Below are 18,727 nucleotides of genomic sequence, written 5' to 3'. Positions count from 1 at the left end.
GGTACTGCTGTCACAAGCGGGAGAGTAGGAAGGTGCCACCTGGTGTCATTGTAAAGGCGATAGCCCATCCCGGAAGGGGTGGGCTATCGCCGTTTATAGGGTTTTATGAAGAAGACTGAAGTCGTTAAGCGCTGTGTATAGAGTTTAGGTTATTCGTGCAGCGTAGCCCAATAATCTTCTATTTGCGTTAAAGCTTCATCGATTGAATTTGCGACTAAAAGCAATGCTCTGTTCTCAGCTTTTAGAAAGCCATCTACGACCATGCGGTCTAATTGTTGTAAGATAAGATCGTAAAAGCCATTTGGATTAATAATGGCTATTGGTCCATTATATAATTTGAGTTGGCGCCAAGCCAATATCTCAAATAACTCATCTAACGTACCATATCCACCAGGTAAGGCAATAACCCCCTTAGCTAATTGAACCATTTTGAACTTCCGTTCGTGCATAGTCTCTACGAAATGTAGTTCAGTGAGGGTGTTATGAGCAACTTCCAGATCAGCTAAGAAATTCGGGATTACGCCCGTTACTTCACCGCCATACTGTAATACAGCATTAGCAACGACGCCCATCAGGCCGAAACCACCACCTCCATAAATTAATCGAATGTTTCGGCAAGCCATTTTTTGACCTAATTCGAAGGCGATGCTTTTATATATTGGGTTATTTCCTGAGCTAGATGCGCAGTAAACAACGATGCTTTGAGTAGCCACTAGTAACTAATATTTAATTAATAAATGAGTTGGTTGGCAAGAGTATTTATGTCTAGGTCGCCGAATGTGCCTGAACCCATGAGTAGAAAAATCTCTGCGGCACTACGTTGCTGATTGAGATAGGATTGTAGCTCGTTGGTTTCCGTAAAAACGTTCAATTGCGGGTTGTCAAAAGCACTCCGGATCTCATACACAATACTATGCTTAGAATTTTGAGTTAAGGCTGTATGGGAGTTGAAATAAACAACCCTAATATCGGCTGTATCTAAACATCCTTTATATTGCTCTAAGAAAGATTTAGTTAGATGGCTATATCCTTGAAGTTCTACAGCCGCTAACAGTTTGCGATTTGGAAATTGGTGCTTTACAGCTTCCGTAGTTGCTTCGACCTTTGAAGGGGCGTGAGCAAAATCCCAGAACAGGATACGATTTCCATTTTCAGCAATTTTTTCTAATCGCCGGGGCACTCCGGCAAAACTTGGTATAGCTAGGTAAAATTGATCTTCGGTAATGCCAATGCGGTCACACACGGTCATTGCTCCCGCCACATTTTTCATGTTATGCTCACCGAAGACTGATACTGGTATTTTCTTGCCTTGCTTGGTTACTAAATACGTTTGTTCGTCAATGATCTGACTCGCATGGGCCTCATAAGGTATTTTAGTTATATCAGTACGTTCTTTTTGGCCAATAACATCCAACATATTGTCGGTCTCATCGAAAGTAAGGATTCCTGCTTTGGGCATTGCTTCTGCCAGGGATTCAAACTGATCGACGTATTCATCCCAGGTTGGATAAATATTGACGTGATCCCAAGCGATGCCACTTATGAGGGCAATATGAGGATAATAATGCAGAAATTTAGGACGATTATCAATCGGAGATGATGCGTATTCATCACCTTCTATAATAATTATTGGAGCATCGCTGGTCAACTGTACCATCGTATCAAAGCCACTTAACTGTTCGCCGACAAGGTAATCGAATTGACGGTTGTGGTATTTTAATACGTGCAAAATCATGGATGTAATGGTTGTTTTTCCATGACTTCCCGCAATAACGACACGTTGCTTCTGCTGGCTTTGTTGATAGATGTATTCTGGATATGAAAAAATTGGTAACCCTAACTCCTGCGCCCGAACAAGCTCTGGATTGTCTTTTCGGGCATGCATGCCTACGATAACTCCGTTTAAGCCCGAGTGAATTTTTTCAGGAAACCAGCCCATGCTGTTAGGCAACAGACCTTGCTCGTTTAAACGGGTTCGCGAGGGCTCGTATATTTTGTCATCAGAACCAGTAATCGTATATCCTTGACGTTGAAGCACCAGGGCTAAGTCGTGCATAACACTACCGCCGATGGAAATGAAGTGGATGGACTGGGGCATTCGTTACATTTACATTTATTCGGATAGTAAAAGTACAGCTTCTTTTCGGTTTGGCGGACGAACCTGATTTCATGGTCTCATTCCATAGATTGACCGTGTTAAATTTGTAAAACAACCGAATCAAACTCCCCCCTTTTTCGTTAACTATTTTGCAGATAAACTAGACTTGGAAAGACCAGATTTTAACGTCAAATTCGCGCCTGTTTTTAAAACCACTAACCGCAATGGCCGGTAAAGTAGACCGGAGCGGACCGCTTATTTTATGCATAAAACCTAGGGATGAAGACATATTATGACCTCATTGACCAGACGTTTGAGTTTCCAACGCGGGAGTTCAACGTAGAGAACAACGAATTGATGTTCAATAATGTCCCGCTGATGGACATTGTCAAACAATACGGTACACCCTTAAAGCTTACGTACTTACCCAAAATCACGGAGCATATTGAACATGCTAAGTTGCTGTTCAAGAATGCCATGAAGCGCTATAATTACAAGGGCAACTATACGTACTGTTACTGCACGAAGTCATCTCATTTCCGGTTTGTGCTCGAAGAAGCGCTTAAGAACAATATTCACCTCGAAACGTCTTCAGCCTACGACATTCCCATTTTGCGGGAGCTTTATAAACTCGGTAAGATTTCGAAGAGTACATATATCATCTGCAATGGCTATAAGCGTCCGCTGTATACTCAGTATATCAGTGAGCTGATTAATGACGGATACACAAATTGTATTCCTGTGCTCGATAACCTAAAGGAGATCGAAGCGTATGAGAATTCAATTACGGCGGATACCGTAAATTTTGGCATTCGAATTGCAACGGATGAAGAGCCAAACTTCGCGTTCTATACGTCGCGTTTGGGCATTCGCTATAGTGATGTCAATGAGCTATACCGGAGTAAGATTGCGAGCAATGAGAAGTTCAAACTGAAAATGCTGCACTTCTTTATTAATACCGGGATCAAAGACAGCGCGTACTATTGGAGTGAATTAAGCCGGTTCATGTACAAATACTGTGAACTCCGGAAGATGTGCCCAGATCTGGATTCTATCGACATTGGCGGTGGATTACCGATTCAGACGTCGTTCCAGTTCACGTACGATTACCAGGCCATGGTCGACCAGATTGTGGAGAGTATACAGTGGATCTGTAACAAGAATAACGTACCTGTGCCACATATCTTTACCGAGTTTGGCTCGTACACGGTTGGTGAAAGTGGTGCGGTTATTTATAAAGTGATTGACCAGAAGCTGCAAAACGACAAAGAGCTTTGGTACATGATCGATGGCTCGTTTATTACCCAGATTCCGGATTCGTGGGGGATGGGTCAGAAATACATCATGTTGTCGGTCAACAACTGGGATAACCCTTATCAGAAAGTAAACCTGGGTGGGTTGACCTGCGACTCGCATGATTTCTATAATACCGAAGCGCACAGTGCGGATTTATACCTGCCAATTTTCGATCAGGATGCAGAAGATCAGTATATCGGTTTATTCCACACGGGTGCGTATCAGGAATCGCTGGGCGGTTACGGAGGAATCCAGCATTGTTTGATTCCTGCTCCGCAGCACGTAATTGTAGATAAAGATGATGAAGGCAACCTGCGCACCCGATTATTTGCACCTGAGCAAAATAGTGAGGTAATGCTCAAGATTCTTGGCTATGGCGGTGCCGAGCCCGGCATGACGGAGTTAGAGGCAACCGAAGCGGCTGAAGAGCGTGAGGAGGAAGCCGAGTTGCTGAAAGAAGAGAATTAAAATACTATGTTTTCGGTGATGAGCGTGTTTACGACGAAGCAACTAAGCACGCTCACACTGTTTTATTAAATGGGTATAAGAACTAACTACTATACTCGTTTACTTAGTAGTCTGACGCGATCACGAACGCAAACAGAAGAATAGATTCATGAAAAAGTTACTGATTATTGGTACTGTGCTGGCGACGTTATCGCTGGGATCATGCGCCCGAAGAGCAAATTGTCCGGCCTACGGGAGCGTACAAAAACCTGCGCCGACGCAGGTACGCGTGTAGGGAAAGACATTTTATAAATCACCCGAAGCAATGGTACGTTTGTTTCGGGTGATTTGTTTTATACAGATTCAAGCACAAACCGTGATGCTTCAAGTAGGTTGGGCGCACAGCCATCACATTCAGGGCCGAGTGCATCTTCATCGGTTATGCGAACGGTTCGAACCCCCACCCGTCGACCGGCCTGCATGTCACGTAACGCATCGCCGATCATCCAGGACTTATTGGGTATGATCTTATATTTAGCCATCGCTTTTTCCAACAGGAGCGAACCAGGCTTGCGGGTCAGAGATTCACTATCGTAGTTTGGGTGATGAGGGCTGTAATAGATGTCGTCAATAATATGCCCGCATTGTTCCTGCAAGTAGTTATAACAGGCCATTACGTCATCGCGCGTGTACAAACCCTTCGCTATTCCGGCTTGATTCGTGACTACGATCAATAAAAAGCCTGCTTCTTTTAATAAACGTAATGCCTCCGGAACTCCCTCTGGAATAATAAAGTCTTCAATCCGGTAGACATAATCTGTCCTATCTTCATTTAAGACACCATCTCGGTCCAGAAAAATGCATTTATTCATTGATGGAGGTATGGCTGATAACACGGCAATAATACGCTTATTCTATTATTTATTTGAAGTTTTACGTTATAAATGTATGTTAAATTTACAGAATGGGAACAAAAAAGCTTCCTGAAAAGGCTTTTTTTGTTCCCATGTATGATCAAGCTGTCAAATCTCGTAATCGCTGCTCCAGGGCCTGAATCTTAGCTTCTGCATCCGCTAGCTTCTGGCGTTCACGGTCAACCACGTCAGGCTTGGCATTAGCAACAAACTTTTCGTTCGACAATTTTTTCAACGTCGAATCCCGAAACCCACTATTATAATCCAATTCCTTACGAGTATTGATGATTTCCTGTTCAATATCAATTTCACCGAGTATGTTAACAAACAACTCATCACCTTTAATCAGAAAGGATATGCCCTCCGCTTTTTCATCGACGTAGCTGATGGCAGATACGTTAGCCATTTTGCAAATCAGCTGCTCCAGGGTCTGAAAGCGTTCGGGCGAGGTCGTCTTTATTGCCAATGGCAACGAAATCTTGGGCGAAATCTGCTTCGCGTTACGTATGTTTCGCACATTCGTGACAATATCAAACAGCACGTCAAAGTCGGTTAGCCTTTGAGTATCGACAGCATCAGGCTGTGGGAACGGAGCAACGCAGATACTTGATCCGTCTTGCCGTTCGCGGATTTCCTGCCAAATCTCTTCGGTAATGAACGGCATGAACGGATGCGTCAAACACATCAACCGTTCAAAGAGATTTATAGTAGCTTCATACGTTTCGCGGTCGATAGGCTGGGAAGCCGCCTTTTCCGCGTCATAGGCAGGCTTAATCAATTCAAGATACTGTGAGCAGAAGTCATCCCAGATAAGCTTGTAAATTGCCTGCAAAGCCTCTGAAATGCGAAACTTACTGAAGAGGTCTTCTATCTCAACCAGCGTTGTGCTGAGCTTCGATTCAAACCAGCTTATGGCTAATGAGTTACTATCTGGATAACCATTTGTTAACCGGTCATATACTCGGTCTACGGTTACTTTATCGCTAACTGTCCAGCCTTTCACTAACCGGAACGCGTTCCAGATCTTATTGCTGAAGTTACGACCCTGCTCAACCAGCTTTTCATCGAATAGTAGGTCGTTACCGGCCGCTGAGCTGAACAACATACCCGTCCGGACACCATCGGCACCGTACTGGTCGATTAGATCAAGCGGATCGGGTGAGTTACCCAACTGCTTCGACATCTTACGACCCAGCTTATCACGAACCATACCCGTGAAGTACACGTCTTTGAACGGGCGCTCGCCTTTGTACTCGTAGCCGGCAATAATCATGCGGGCTACCCAGAAGAAAATAATGTCGAATCCCGTTACGAGCGTGTTGGTTGGATAATAATAATCAACATCATTTGGTCCAGCCTTTGGGTCGTTGGGATCGCCAGAAGGCTTGAAGACCGACATTGGCCAGAGCCACGACGAGAACCACGTATCCAGTACGTCTTCATCCTGGATTAAGTCGGCTTCCGTCATGGCAAAAAGCAGCCGCTCATGCTGTACTTTCTCCAGTGCTTCGTGCTTGTTACGCGCTACTACGTATGTACCATCCTGAAGATAGAAAGCCGGAATGCGCTGGCCCCACCAGAGTTGGCGGCTAATGCACCAATCGTGCGGATTCTCCATCCAGGACCGGTACATATTCTTGAACTTGGCCGGATGCAGTTGAACCGTATCGTTCATTACGTTCTCGAACGCAGGCTTCGATAGTTCGTCCATTTTCAGGAACCACTGCAACGATAGCTTTGGCTCAATAACCGCTCCCGTCCGTTCGGAGGTACCGACGTTCGATTTATACTCTTCGGTCTTAACCAGGTTACCTGATTCTTCCAGTAGTTTGATAATCGCTTTCCGGGCCGCGAAACGATCCTGGCTGACCAGAATCTGCGCTTTCTCATTAAGCGTACCATCGTCGTTCAGAATGTCCAGAACAGGTAGGTTGTGGTTAATCCCCAGCGCATAGTCATTTGGATCGTGCGCGGGTGTAACCTTTAACCCGCCCGTACCGAAGTCCATCGTTACGTATTCGTCAGTAATAATGGGAATCTCGCGGTTAATCAGCGGAATAATCGCTTTTTTGCCGTGTAAGTGCTTATATCGCTCATCGTTCGGATTAACGGCAATGGCAGCATCGGCCATAATGGTTTCTGGACGTACCGTAGCGATGGTAATGTATTCACCGGCCTGTCCCGCAATCGCGTATTGGATATAGACCAGTTTCTGCTGAACTTCTTTCGTAATTACCTCCTCATCCGATACGGCCGTGAGACCTTGCGGGTCCCAGTTAACCATCCGGACTCCCCGGTAGATTTTCCCTTTCTCATACAGGTCAACGAATACGTCGATCACCGAGTCATAAAGCGCTGGCTCCATGGTGAAGCGGGTCCGGTCCCAATCGCAGGAAGCGCCCAGCTTGCGAAGCTGCGAGAGAATAATGCCCCCGTACTTATGCGTCCATTCCCAGGCGTATTCCAAAAACTGCTCCCGCGTCAGGTCATGCTTATTGATGCCGCGTTCTTTCAACATGGCCACTACTTTAGCTTCAGTCGCGATGCTGGCATGGTCCGTGCCGGGCACCCAGCACGCGTTTTTGCCTTCCATCCGGGCTTTGCGAATGAGCACGTCCTGGATGGTATTGTTGAGCATGTGCCCCATGTGCAATACCCCCGTTACGTTCGGCGGAGGAATAACGATGGTGTATGGCTCACGCTCATCGGGTGTCGATTTAAAAAGTTGGTTATCAAGCCAATATTGATACCACTTTTCTTCAATGTCTTTCGGGTTGTATGTTTTTGAAATCATAAAGCAGTTGGAATCAGGCTTCCTATAAGTCAGATTTTAAATTGAGCTGGCAAAAAGAGCCTGTATTACAGAAGGAAACGCAAAATTAGCTAAATTGAGTAGGCCGAAAAAACGAAAGCCGGTCTTTAGCCGTTTTACCGCTACACTTCATTGAGACGTTTATGGAATTCGGAAAAATACATAATCTCGACGCTATAAATTTGAACCTGCCGCCCGGTCACGCGTTCAACGCCCGGATATGGGCGAATGTAGAGCCAACGACCCGGCCTGGTGTTTTCATTGGTGGCCCGATCTGGGCGAATAAAGACTACGTTGGTAAAGTGTATCCGTCTAACGCGAGAGAGCGTGATTTTTTACACTACTATACCCGTCAGTTTAACACGATCGAGCTAAATACCACCCACTATCAAATTCCGACGCTCGGCATGATTGAGAAGTGGAAAACAGAAGCTACACCGGGCTTTACGTATTGTCCGAAGTTTCCGCAGGTAATCAGCCACGAACGGCAGCTCGTAGCCACTGAAAGCTTAACGGAGGAATTTGTAAATGCCATCTTGAGCCTGGAGGAACACCTGGGTATGTCGTTTCTGCAATTGCCTCCGTCTTTCAGTCCCGAAAAGTGGCCTGTGCTGGAAGCCTACCTCAAGATGCTGCCCGATGAGCTGGACGTAGCGGTTGAGTTTCGTCATCCTGACTGGTTTAGTAAAACTACTCGCGACGGCGGACCTGTCTGGCAGCAGACGCTCGAACGGCTCAATACGTTGCACCGGCACGTAGTAATTACAGACGTAGCGGGCCGACGGGACGTATTGCACATGGGCTTAAGCAGTCCGGTTCTGACGTTACGGTTCATTGCGAACGATGGCCATCCGACAGATTACAGTCGTACCGATGCCTGGATTCAGCGTCTGAAAACCTGGTTTGAGAAAGGATTACAAACAGCGTATTTGTTTATCCACGGTGGAGCCGAGAATGATACGGCACCCGAGTTGATCTTGTATTGGGTGAAGGAATTGAATAAGCACTGCGGTTTAAACCTGCGCGAACCGGTTTTACAGCCCAAAGTCGTGCAGGGTAGTTTGTTTTGATATCCAGCCAGAAGCGCTTATTTTTGTTCTATGATTAATCAGATCACAACGTTTTGGCATCATCATTCTGAGCGGTAGCGCGGCAGAACAGTATGCTCGTTTTTGTGAGTTAAGAGAGATTTTCCTCATCACATTATACAAAGCCCGGTTCTGCTAATGAGCCGGGCTTTCGCTTTATGAAAACTGTAATCGTTAAATACAACGCGGGTAACGTTCAGTCGGTCATGTACGCCCTGGATCGGGTAGGGGCCAGTTATCTGCTCACCGACGACGAGGCTGAGATTCGATCCGCTGATAAGGTTATCTTTCCGGGTGTAGGGGAAGCCAGTACCGCCATGGCCTATTTGCGACAGCGCGGTTTAGATAAGCTTATTCCATCGCTGAAGCAGCCGGTATTAGGCACCTGCGTCGGTATGCAGCTGATGTGCCGCCATTCGGAAGAGAACGACACATCCTGCATGGGCATCTTCGACATTGATGTTCGGCGTTTCCCGGCCCAGTCCGATTATAAGGTACCGCACACCGGCTGGAATAGTATTCACTCGCTACAAGGGCCACTGACGGAAGGTTTGCTGGAGAACGCGTATGTGTATTTTGTGCACAGCTACGCGGCTGATGTGTGCCCGGAAACAATGGCCGTGTGTGATTACGTTCGGCCGTTCAGTGCCATGCTACACCGCGATAACTTCTATGCGGCTCAATTTCACGCCGAAATCAGCGGTAATATCGGGCAGCGGATACTTGAGAATTTTTTAAAGTTATAACGCAACTTTTTATTTCCACCGCGTTTCATAACCCACTATTTTGTCTAACGTCTTCTCTCCTTCCAACTAATGCATATCATTCCCGCAATTGACTTAATTGACGGTAAAGCTGTTCGCCTGACCCAGGGCGACTATCGCCAGAAGAAAGAATACAATGCTCGTCCGCTTGAGGTAGCTCAGCAGTTTGAAGACGCTGGCCTGACGCGTTTGCACCTGGTAGACCTTGACGGCGCTAAAGAGAAGCGTGTTATTAACTGGAAGGTGCTAGAGCTGATCGCGTCAAAAACGAGCTTGCACATCGATTTTGGCGGAGGGGTTCAATCTGACGATGACCTACGGGTAGTGTTTGAATGTGGCGCAAAGCAAGTGACAGGCGGTAGCATTGCCGTCAAGCAGCCTGACGTACTGGAGCGGTGGCTGTCCCGGCATGGCTCAGAAGCCATCATTTTAGGAGCCGACGCCAAAAACGAAAAGATTGCGGTTAGTGGTTGGGAAGAAGGGACAGATGTATGGGTGTATGACTTTGTTGAGAAGTGGATTGAAAAAGGCATTAAATACGTAATCAGCACCGACGTAGCTAAAGATGGTTTGCTACAGGGGCCATCGTTCGATCTGTACCGGAATCTTCAGGATCAGTTTCCTAACTTAAATATTATTGCCAGCGGAGGAGTCAGTGGTATGCAGGATATTGAGACGCTGGCCGACATGGATGTGTTTGGCGTTATCGTCGGTAAAGCGATTTATGAGGGGCGGGTAACCCTGAAAGAGCTAAGTCTTTTTTCTACTCAATAACTGAACTTGTTATGAGTCGCCTTTTCGTTCTATTCCTGGCTTTATTGGTATCGACCTGCTGTCTGGGCGCTTCGGCTGATTCAACCCAGCAGCGCCGTTTTCAAAAACTGTCGGATGAGATGCGAATCAAAAAGCTAAGGTTAAAAGAGAACGATTATGAAGTGCGTATCTGGAACAAACAGTCATTGGCGTACGGAGACGCGCAGACGCTTTACCGGCTGGTCAAACGACGGGAGAAATTAACCGTTTCTAAGTATAGTATCTGGTGGAATAAATACGAGTTCAAACAGGCGACGGAGCGTAAGTCCGTAAGACCCGCTACAATGGAACTTTGGCAAAAACTCGTAGAGCACGATATGTTGACGTTGCCAGATATGGCAGCACTGCACGATCAGCTGTTTCCAAGCCCTCAACCAGATTCCGCCTGGAATGTGATTGAAGCGGACGGTACGGTTAGCGTAAAGGCAAAAATCCGAAGGAGTAAACAAGTAATTATAGGGGACGGCGAGGGGTATTATTTTCAGGTGTTTGGACAAAATAGATACCATGATTATGAATACGGCAATCCATACATCTATATCAAATACAGACCTGAAATTGTGGAGTTAAGCAAGGTTGTCGCTATTCTGAATGACATAGCCCAACTTTTTACAAGATAAAGTGATTGAGATAGCTTAAAAACGTAGCCGGGCCCGATTTACCGCAAATCGGGCCCGGCTACGTTTTTCATGAAGGTTAACTAAAAAAGAAGCAATTTCTTACGTCGATACAGGTTCGGCAAGTCGCTTTCAAATAAGGTGTATGGGTCCTGATAAAATTGCAAGAAATCCGGTACGCTGGCCTGTCCTGGATAGGGTGCGTAATAGTGCGTCGGGCTACGTACATCATTTCGCCAGACCAGTACGTATGCGAGTTGTACCTTTTCGGTTTTCAGGGCTTTTAGCAACGTATTTGTCCACCAGGTCGTATCTGGAATTGATTCAAGGCCCGTTTCGGTGAAGGCCGCCAGTTTTCGGGCTTTCCGTGCATAGTCCGAAACGATCTTGAGCTTAGCGACACCCGCTGTCAGATCATAGCGGCCATTACGGCCAAAATCAGCGTAATTGTCGACGCCGACCATGTCTACCCATTCATCGCCCGGATAACGGTCCAGATAATCAGCTTCGCTTTTGAACAGGCAGTCGGGCGAGAAGGCGTAAATAAAGTTGTGTACCTGCAAGCTATCCCGTAAGTAAGAAACGGTGAACCGCCAGAGTGAAACGAATTCATCGCGGCTGCAATGCGGTTTGCCCCACCAGAACCAGCCGCCGTCGAACTCATGATACGGTCGAAACACCATTGGTACTAACTTACCATCTTTGCCTTTTACGGACGTAGCCAGACTTGCCAGCGTTTGCAGAATCGCCTTGTATTGCTGATGATGCGAACCGCCCGGAATAAGATTCGATACGGCCGGAGCAGACACCGAATCTTTCCAGTAAAAACCGGTTTGTGGCGTTACCGGATTTGAAAAGTGCCAGGCTACAGTCGTTACGCCACCCCGATCGTACGTATTGGCAATCTGTTTACGTAATGACTCTTTCGTACGCTCAATAGCTTCGGGTGGTCGACCTGATAAGTCGCTAAAATCTACCCCTATCACAGCCGGATGCGATCCGCTTACCGATTTTACGTCAGAGCGGTCCGCTTCGCCACTCCAGCCGTGGCCGTACTCAGTAGCATGCTGATGCCCAAAAAGGATGTGTTTGCGAGCTAGTTTGTTTAGATTTTGGAAAAGCGCCTTTGTTTCTTTGGTGGCGTTGGCGTCAATTAACTTTGGCTTTGGCGCTGCCTGGCCTATTTCTGTAGCAGACAGGCATAGTAATAGGCTCATCGACATGAGAGCCGAAAAACTGGTATTCATTACAGATAAGTTAACTTGAGGCTATTAAAACTTCGCATTTCGGGTGACCGCTGGCCATGAATCTGTCCGGAACGGGCTGGCGGGAAAGCCCTCTGAGTTGACCAGGTTGGCATCTTCGGGGGCGTCTGCCCAGGCGTAGCGTACAGTTACTGGTTTCGGTACATCGGGGTGGGATACCACGACGCGGTTGCCTTGAATGGTGGCCTGAGCGTAATGAAAGACTTTGTCCTCGCCCGCAATTTCAAATCCCTTCAGATAGCCGTATTTATCCTTTACAGTCAACCCGTTGGCAACGTGTTTAAACGTAACAATGGCGCGTCCTCCGTCAAACTGAACCGATTCATACAGCGGTGAACTGTAATTTATGTTCTGCCCGTAATTTAATTTCAGGGCATTAACCGCCAGTCGGTGACCAACATCCTGCTTGTTTGTCGGGTGAATGTCCTTGGGATTGCCAACATCAATCGTTACGGCCATCGCTGTTTCAGGCAAACTCAGGGTCATCGTTTGGGCTTCCCGTAACTCAGCCCAACCGCTGCCCTGGTTGCTGCTCTGGTTAGCGCCGAAGCTGGACAGCTGCACGAAGTAGAATGGAAATTCACGATTCCACTTTTGACGCCAGTCGTTTATCAGCAAGGGAAATGTTTGCCGATATTGGTAGGAGCGGCCCGCGTTAGTTTCGCCCTGATACCAAAGAACGCCACGCATCGCAAACGGCACGAGTGGGGCAATCATAGCGTTGTAGATGCTGACGCCCACATTGTTCATGAAGCGCGTGTACTCATGCTTCTCTGCGAAAGCTGGCATCATCTGCCAATTATCCGCCAAACTGATACGTTGCGATTTGTCAGCTACGTACAGATCGTTAGCGAAACCCATCAGACCTAAACCATACCAGGATGGATTGATCATATTGCCCATTTTGACGATGAGTCGATTCTGCCCTGCTTTCCAGGTATTCGCTGGTACGTCGATCTTTCGTACGCCTTTCATCGTGCCTTCGAACACTAACTTTCCGTTGATGTAAACTTGATTAGGGCTATCATTCTCGGCTAAGCTTAATGTTGTCTGACCGGCAACCATATCCCCCGGAATCTCAACGCGCCTGGTTATATAACCTTGTCCCCGAAACCCGTGCATGTCTTTCCAGTCCCACTGACCAAACGGATCGGCTTTTTTCCAAGTGGAGAAATCGTAATTGGCGTCCAGGTATTTCCGCTCGTCAGCGGGCGTAGGATTCAGGGTAGTCGTGCCTAGTAACTCTTTGCGAAGATTGGCATCAACAAGACTATCGGCCTGCTGCCAAGTAGTTGGAAGATGTTGTGCATAAGTCCTAAGTTCATCGTTGCTCAACATGCCTTCTTTGCTGATCCAGCCTTCTGCCTGCGAACCGCCCCAGGATGAATGAACAAGCCCAATCGGAATATTCAGCTTCTGAGTCAGTTCACGGGCGAAGAAAAAGCCGATAGCCGTAAAGTCGCCGACGGTTTCGGGCGAGCATACGTTCCAGTCGGCGGTTTTCAGGTCTGCTTGTGGCGTAAGCGCCAGTTCGTGTTCAACCCGGATATGCCGAATCTGTGGAAAATTGGCGTTCTTCTTTTCTGCCTGGAAATTGTCAGCTTGCTTAACGGGCCACTCCATGTTCGACTGACCCGAGCAAAGCCACACTTCACCAATCAACACGTCATTGATAGCCGTTCCTCCCGATTTGGCCCGAACGGTTAGTTGATGAGGGCCACCCGCTTCGAGGGGCGAAAACCGAACCATCCATTTGCCGTCGGCATCGGCTTTCGCCTGTTGCATTTGCCCAGCCAATGACACTTGAACGGATTCTTTCGGTTTAGCCCACCCCCACACGGGAATTGGCTGCTGACGCTGCAAGACAACATGATCCGAGAAAATACGGGCAAATCGAACCTGACCAACGGCTGCTGAACTGATAAGAAAGAACGCAAAAAGGAGAAACCGCTTCATGAAAGAAAATAGTCGGACTAAGTAAACTATTGATACTGTTAAAAGGGGGTAGGAGAGTCAGTATAAGGTACTATTTGCCCACAGCTGGGGTTTCGGTCAATACGACCGAGTTACTGATAAACGCAAGCCGCTTGCTATCAGGCGACCAGGACGGAGTGTTAATCGTACCCTGACCACCGTAGATATAAGCAATTACTTTAGGAGGCTGATCACCCGATACGGGCATTAACCGTAAGTACACATGCTTATAGAATGGATGCTCATCGGCCTTCACTTCCTCTTTCAAAAAAGACAGAAACACAATCCATTTGCCATCGGGCGAGATGTGGGGGAACCAGTCGTGAAACTCACCGTTAGTCACTGCTTCCTGCTCACTGCCATCGGCTTTCATCCGCCAGAGTTGCATGGTGCCGGTACGGGCCGAATTAAAATAAATGTACTTGCCATCCGGGGTGTACTCCGGGCCATCATCCAGGCCCTTGGCCTCGGTTAGGCGAACCTCCGGCCCACCCGCCGAGGGAACCGTGTAAATATCGTATTCGTTGTTACGTGCTCCGGTAAACACCAACGTTTTTCGATCGGGCGACCAGCCGTGCAGGTACGATGGACCTTTCGGGGTGATTTGTTGCGGATTGCCGCCACCGATCGGAACGGTGTAAATAATAGAGCCACCCAGGTCTTTTACGCCACTACTTAGCCCCAACATTTTTCCGTCGAAAGACAGGACGTGGTCGTTGTTATTGTTCTTCACCTCGCCGGTGTTCAGCACTTTGGCCTGACGGCTCTTCAGGTCGAAGGTGTACATCAGCCCATCACCATTGTAAAGCAGTGTTTTGCCGTTAGGTGTCCAGTTGGGAGCCTGAATTGATTTCGGTGATGTATGGATAATCTGCCGGTCGCCCGTTGGTACATCCAGTATCTCTAAGCTGCTGGCCAGATACTCCCGATACGGCACTAAGGTTTCAGGAGCCGGAACGCTGATGCGGACGTCTTTGAAGATACCCCGCTCTACTACGTCCTTGTTGTGTGAGCCGACAAATAAGCCAACGTATACCTCATCGCCCAGTGGTAGATCCGTTACCTGCTCGGTTACGAACGGTTGCCCAAACTTGGCCACCCGCATCGTATACGTGTTGCCTTTGCGTTCGAGCTGGATTATGTCGGCACCTGTCAGCTTGGAACGGATCTCTTCCGTATTAGCGCCCGCTGTTCGTCGGAATTGCAGGGACGTCAGGCCGTCGCCGTGCTCAACCGCGTTGATGTGTGGCGATTTACCGTCCAGGCTGCTACGTACCATCCAGCCCACTTTACGGTGCGGATCGACGCCCTGGCCAATAAAACTGGCTCGGGTGTAAAGGATAAAATCGCCCTTCATGCGCTTCCACAGGAAGTGAAACTCATCGTGATCGAACCAGACATTATAGCCCGCACCTGACAGCTCATACTGACGAGTTTTGGGGTTATAGGAAGCGGAACCCGGTTTCAAAACAGACCCAACATCACCGTGACCATCGAAAATGCCAACGGATTGGTTTTGTGCCAATGCAGGATTACTGAGAAGTAGCGATAGGCTGGCTAATCCCGCTAGTGCCGTAAATTTTAAACTTATGCTCATGATTTTGATTGGGTTCGGTACTTTATAATTACCTGGTAGTTAAAGTGAACCGACGAATGCTTTTACTTTCTCCTCATTCAAGCTCCAGGCAGGAAACTATATTCGCTGATCGAGTTTATTGACGTCCTTCTGAAAGGTTGGGGAGAAAAGAAAGCGTACCTCACTCAGAATGGCCTGATACGACAAGAGGCAAGTTAACTTGCCTCTTGTCGTAGTGAAACTGTGCTTATTTAACCAGCATGATGTCGTCGAAATAGAACGTTTCATCCTGCTTGTCAGGCCCCTGGATCCGGAAGCCTACCTGCTTCAACGTTTTGCCAGGTACCCAGAAATCGATGTCAGACAATTTGAGTTTAAAGTAATTCCAGACACCTGCTTTTACGTCGATTTTGTTTTTGTCAACGAAGTCGCCGAAACCTGCTTTGCCCGCATCGGTTGTCAGGTAAAGCGAGTAATCGGCCGAGCCCCCTTTGATCCAGCCCGTTACGTAAGTGTAATCTGCCGAATACTCAAGAGCGGTCGCTGACCAGTTAGCCAGGCCAATTAAGTGCCAGTTGCCTTTCTGATACGTCTTGCCTACCGAAGCGGTGCCGGTTTTGAACTCTTTAGTCGATACAGCGCCCGCGTCTCCCCACGAATTATCCTGGAAGCCAGCTCCGTAGGCGTCCGTGAAGATTGCGTACGCTTTATCCGTGTTAATAAACTCCTGCTTCGTCCGAATGCGGCCAGTACCGTTCGTAATAGCCAACGTACCCCGGTTTAACGTAGTAGCTGGCATTTTAACGACCAACTTCTTTTTCTCTTTCGAGATGATTGTAGCTTCATCCGAGATGCCCTTCACCGAGTCGGCTATGGCTACAGACTTCACATCATCCAGGTTGTTACCCGTGATTGTAATCTCGGTACCATTGGTGAAGTTATAGTTCGTTACGTCGTTGACCGTCGGGTAAGCCAGTACTTTGAATTGTACAGACACTGATTTGCCTTCGCTGTTCGTGAACGTAACGTTCTGCATACCGCCCGAGGCTTCGCTGGGTACACGGAAAATCAAGGCACTTTCGGTGTTCAGCGTAGGCTGGAAACCCGCCGGTACGTTCTGCTTCTCGAAAACAATGGTACGTATATCGCCAAGACCAGTACCGGTCAGGGTCACTACCGAGCCGCTGGCAGCGGAATCAGGCATGATCTTCGTGGCAACTGGGTTGCCGGGGGCAACCTGAGGACGCCCGTCGGTATCTTTCTCGCAGGAGCTGAGAGCCAGACCGGTCAGCAAAGTCAGCCCGGCTAGTGGTATATATTTCTGGAAATTCATGGATCTCTTAGATTTAAGGTCATTTAGCATTGGTGATTACTCAGTAAGAACAGATGAGTAATCACCAATGACAACTGCTTACTTGTAATACGGAACAGGCTCTTTACCCAGCTCGGGATCCTGAACAATTTCACCAGCCGGAATCGGCAGAAACATTTTGTCCTCGGTGAAATTGGTGATGTAGGTCGGTGCCGTTACCGTTCCACGATTCTGCTTCTCAATGATGGCTTTCGCTTTAGCATAGCCCTGGCGCTGAATGTCGTACCAATAGTCACCTTCGAAAGCAAACTCAACCCGGCGTTCGTGCAGAATATCATCGTTGGTAATCGATGTCTTCGCCACCAAACCAGCCCGAGTTCGTACTTTGTTGAAGGCATCGAGTGCACTGGCATCACTTGTGGAGGCTCCACCCGCCAGCACCGCTTCAGCATAAATCAGCAGAATATCGGCGTAGCGAAGCAGCACAACGTTGTTACCTGAATTTTGACCCAGCACCGTTTCACCCCCAAAACCCTTACCGGGTCCGGCAAAGTACTTGACGAGGTTCGCACGCGTTGGGCTTAAGCTTCCCCCGTCTTCCGTTGGCTGAAGGGTGTCATATTTGAATCCGCCCGCCATGAATGCGTTGTACTTAGGCGCATTCGCACGTTGTGGTTTCCAGTTCGGGTTGGTCCAGCCGTGTTCCATCACCGACCATTTCCGGCGCAGATCACCAAATTCGTATTCTTTTAGCATGTCCAGCGACGGAACGTACATTTCCCAGGCATCCGCTTCAGCGGTACGTAACGCGCCCGCACCCCGGTCTGGGTTTTTGATGTTACCCGTACCCCAGGGGTCCTGAGCCAGCTGGTGCTGAATGGAGAAGATCGCTTCGTTGTTGTTGTTCATGCTCATCTTCGTGAACATGCCGCTGTAATCGTTCACCAGCGAGTACTTGCCCGACTGAATAACTTCCTGCGCTTTCGTCTTAGCGTTTGCGTAGTCTTTGTTATACAGATACAGCTTTGCCATCAGCGCTTTAGCGGCATATTTCGTTACCCGGCCAGGAACGTCTGACTCGGGCAGACCGGCTTCCGCCTGCTGCAGTTCTTCTAACGCAAAGCGCAGTACGTCTTTTTGCTGGTAACGGGGAATGTTGAAGTTACCCGACAGCGCTGTTTCACCTGGATCGGTGATGATCGGTGCTGCTCCCCACGTACGAGCGATGTAGAAATACATCAGCCCCCGGATGAAGTGTGCTTCGGCAATAGCTGGGTCCAGATAAGCTGCGCCACCACCGGCTGCTTTCTTCTCTTCGAAGGTCTTGATCATTACGTTCGAGTACCCGATGATCTTGTAGAACGCACCCCAGGCCGCCCCGATCCGCTCGGAAGCCGACGAAACGGTGAAGTTCAGGTATTCGACGTCAGTATAGGTAAACATGTTACCCGCCATTACGTCGCCGATAGCATCCTGTGCCCGGCTTTCGTAGTTCCGCCAGGGCAGACCGCTGTACAGGGTGCTGGTAGCCGCCCGTACCTCGTCGGCATTGTTGTAATAGTTACCGGTTGTCGTACCCGACAACGAAGGGCGCTCGATGAAATTTTCTTTGCAGGCACTTAGCAGGAAAACCGGAGCCAGCAGCGCTGCATATATGAAATTACGTTTCATGTCGATTGACTAAAGAGTGAAAGAGCGAAAGAATGAAAGAGTGGGTTTCCTCGGAAGTAGGGTGAAAAGCGACTTGTAGT

At 48.1% G+C, this 18,727-nt stretch carries 14 protein-coding genes; 5 read left to right on the top strand and 9 right to left on the bottom strand.

Translation table 11 applies throughout. The features are described 5' to 3' along the window. Positions 1 to 149: 149 nt before the first annotated feature. On the bottom strand, positions 150 to 713 hold the full coding sequence (locus ACYVBJ_RS02000; protein WP_460980625.1) for an LOG family protein: 564 nt from the start codon (positions 711 to 713) through the stop codon (positions 150 to 152). 17 nt (positions 714 to 730) lie between these two features. Then, on the bottom strand, positions 731 to 2,098 hold the full coding sequence (locus tag ACYVBJ_RS01995) for a UDP-N-acetylmuramate--L-alanine ligase (RefSeq protein WP_460980624.1): 1,368 nt from the start codon (positions 2,096 to 2,098) through the stop codon (positions 731 to 733). Positions 2,099 to 2,377: 279 nt separating this feature from the next. On the opposite strand from ACYVBJ_RS01995, the gene ACYVBJ_RS01990 reads away from it, so the two are divergent. Then, positions 2,378 to 3,862 carry a type III PLP-dependent enzyme domain-containing protein gene (locus tag ACYVBJ_RS01990; RefSeq protein ID WP_460980623.1) on the top strand — a complete coding sequence of 495 codons (1,485 nt, stop codon included), beginning with the start codon at positions 2,378 to 2,380 and terminating at the stop codon, positions 3,860 to 3,862. A 332-nt stretch (positions 3,863 to 4,194) separates the two neighbouring features. On the opposite strand, the gene ACYVBJ_RS01985 is transcribed toward ACYVBJ_RS01990, so the two are convergent. Next, positions 4,195 to 4,713 (bottom strand): D-glycero-alpha-D-manno-heptose-1,7-bisphosphate 7-phosphatase, encoded by a 519-nt coding sequence (locus ACYVBJ_RS01985; protein ID WP_460980622.1) that lies wholly within the window; start codon positions 4,711 to 4,713, stop codon positions 4,195 to 4,197. A 142-nt stretch (positions 4,714 to 4,855) separates the two neighbouring features. After that, positions 4,856 to 7,549 (bottom strand): valine--tRNA ligase, encoded by a 2,694-nt coding sequence (locus ACYVBJ_RS01980; protein ID WP_460980621.1) that lies wholly within the window; start codon positions 7,547 to 7,549, stop codon positions 4,856 to 4,858. Between the two features lie 161 nt (positions 7,550 to 7,710). Here ACYVBJ_RS01980 and ACYVBJ_RS01975 point away from each other — a divergent pair, with 161 nt between their 5' ends. The 4 genes from ACYVBJ_RS01975 to ACYVBJ_RS01960 all read left to right on the top strand — a co-directional run bounded on the left by ACYVBJ_RS01975 (position 7,711) and on the right by ACYVBJ_RS01960 (position 10,852). After that, a complete protein-coding gene (locus ACYVBJ_RS01975; protein WP_460980620.1) occupies positions 7,711 to 8,637 on the top strand; it encodes a DUF72 domain-containing protein in 927 nt (308 codons plus the stop codon). A 176-nt stretch (positions 8,638 to 8,813) separates the two neighbouring features. Further along, positions 8,814 to 9,401 (top strand): imidazole glycerol phosphate synthase subunit HisH, encoded by a 588-nt coding sequence (gene hisH / locus ACYVBJ_RS01970; RefSeq protein WP_460980619.1) that lies wholly within the window; start codon positions 8,814 to 8,816, stop codon positions 9,399 to 9,401. A 69-nt stretch (positions 9,402 to 9,470) separates the two neighbouring features. Further along, positions 9,471 to 10,193, top strand: coding sequence for a 1-(5-phosphoribosyl)-5-[(5-phosphoribosylamino)methylideneamino]imidazole-4-carboxamide isomerase (gene hisA, locus ACYVBJ_RS01965; RefSeq protein WP_460980618.1), 723 nt, complete (start codon positions 9,471 to 9,473; stop codon positions 10,191 to 10,193). 11 nt (positions 10,194 to 10,204) lie between these two features. Beyond that, positions 10,205 to 10,852: a hypothetical protein gene (locus tag ACYVBJ_RS01960; RefSeq protein ID WP_460980617.1), complete on the top strand. Its 648-nt coding sequence runs from the start codon at positions 10,205 to 10,207 to the stop codon at positions 10,850 to 10,852. Positions 10,853 to 10,932: 80 nt separating this feature from the next. Here ACYVBJ_RS01960 and ACYVBJ_RS01955 read toward each other — a convergent pair whose 3' ends face one another. The 5 genes from ACYVBJ_RS01955 to ACYVBJ_RS01935 all read right to left on the bottom strand — a co-directional run bounded on the left by ACYVBJ_RS01955 (position 10,933) and on the right by ACYVBJ_RS01935 (position 18,647). Continuing rightward, entirely contained in the window at positions 10,933 to 12,096 is a 1,164-nt protein-coding gene (locus ACYVBJ_RS01955) for a glycoside hydrolase family 26 protein (RefSeq protein ID WP_460980616.1), read from the bottom strand. A 24-nt stretch (positions 12,097 to 12,120) separates the two neighbouring features. Then, entirely contained in the window at positions 12,121 to 14,070 is a 1,950-nt protein-coding gene (locus ACYVBJ_RS01950) for a sialate O-acetylesterase (protein ID WP_460980615.1), read from the bottom strand. Positions 14,071 to 14,140: 70 nt separating this feature from the next. Further along, the gene (locus ACYVBJ_RS01945) at positions 14,141 to 15,685 is read right to left on the bottom strand and encodes a TolB family protein (RefSeq protein WP_460980614.1); all 1,545 of its coding nucleotides are present in this window, start codon (positions 15,683 to 15,685) and stop codon (positions 14,141 to 14,143) included. A gap of 226 nt (positions 15,686 to 15,911) precedes the next feature. After that, on the bottom strand, positions 15,912 to 16,997 hold the full coding sequence (locus ACYVBJ_RS01940; RefSeq protein ID WP_460980613.1) for an IPT/TIG domain-containing protein: 1,086 nt from the start codon (positions 16,995 to 16,997) through the stop codon (positions 15,912 to 15,914). Between the two features lie 78 nt (positions 16,998 to 17,075). Next, the gene (locus ACYVBJ_RS01935; protein ID WP_460980612.1) at positions 17,076 to 18,647 is read right to left on the bottom strand and encodes a RagB/SusD family nutrient uptake outer membrane protein; all 1,572 of its coding nucleotides are present in this window, start codon (positions 18,645 to 18,647) and stop codon (positions 17,076 to 17,078) included. Positions 18,648 to 18,727 lie beyond the last annotated feature (80 nt).

The organism is Spirosoma fluminis, assembly GCF_054778895.1.
Note: the sequence above shows the minus strand (reverse complement) of the source record. Positions and strands in the feature narration are given on the sequence as shown.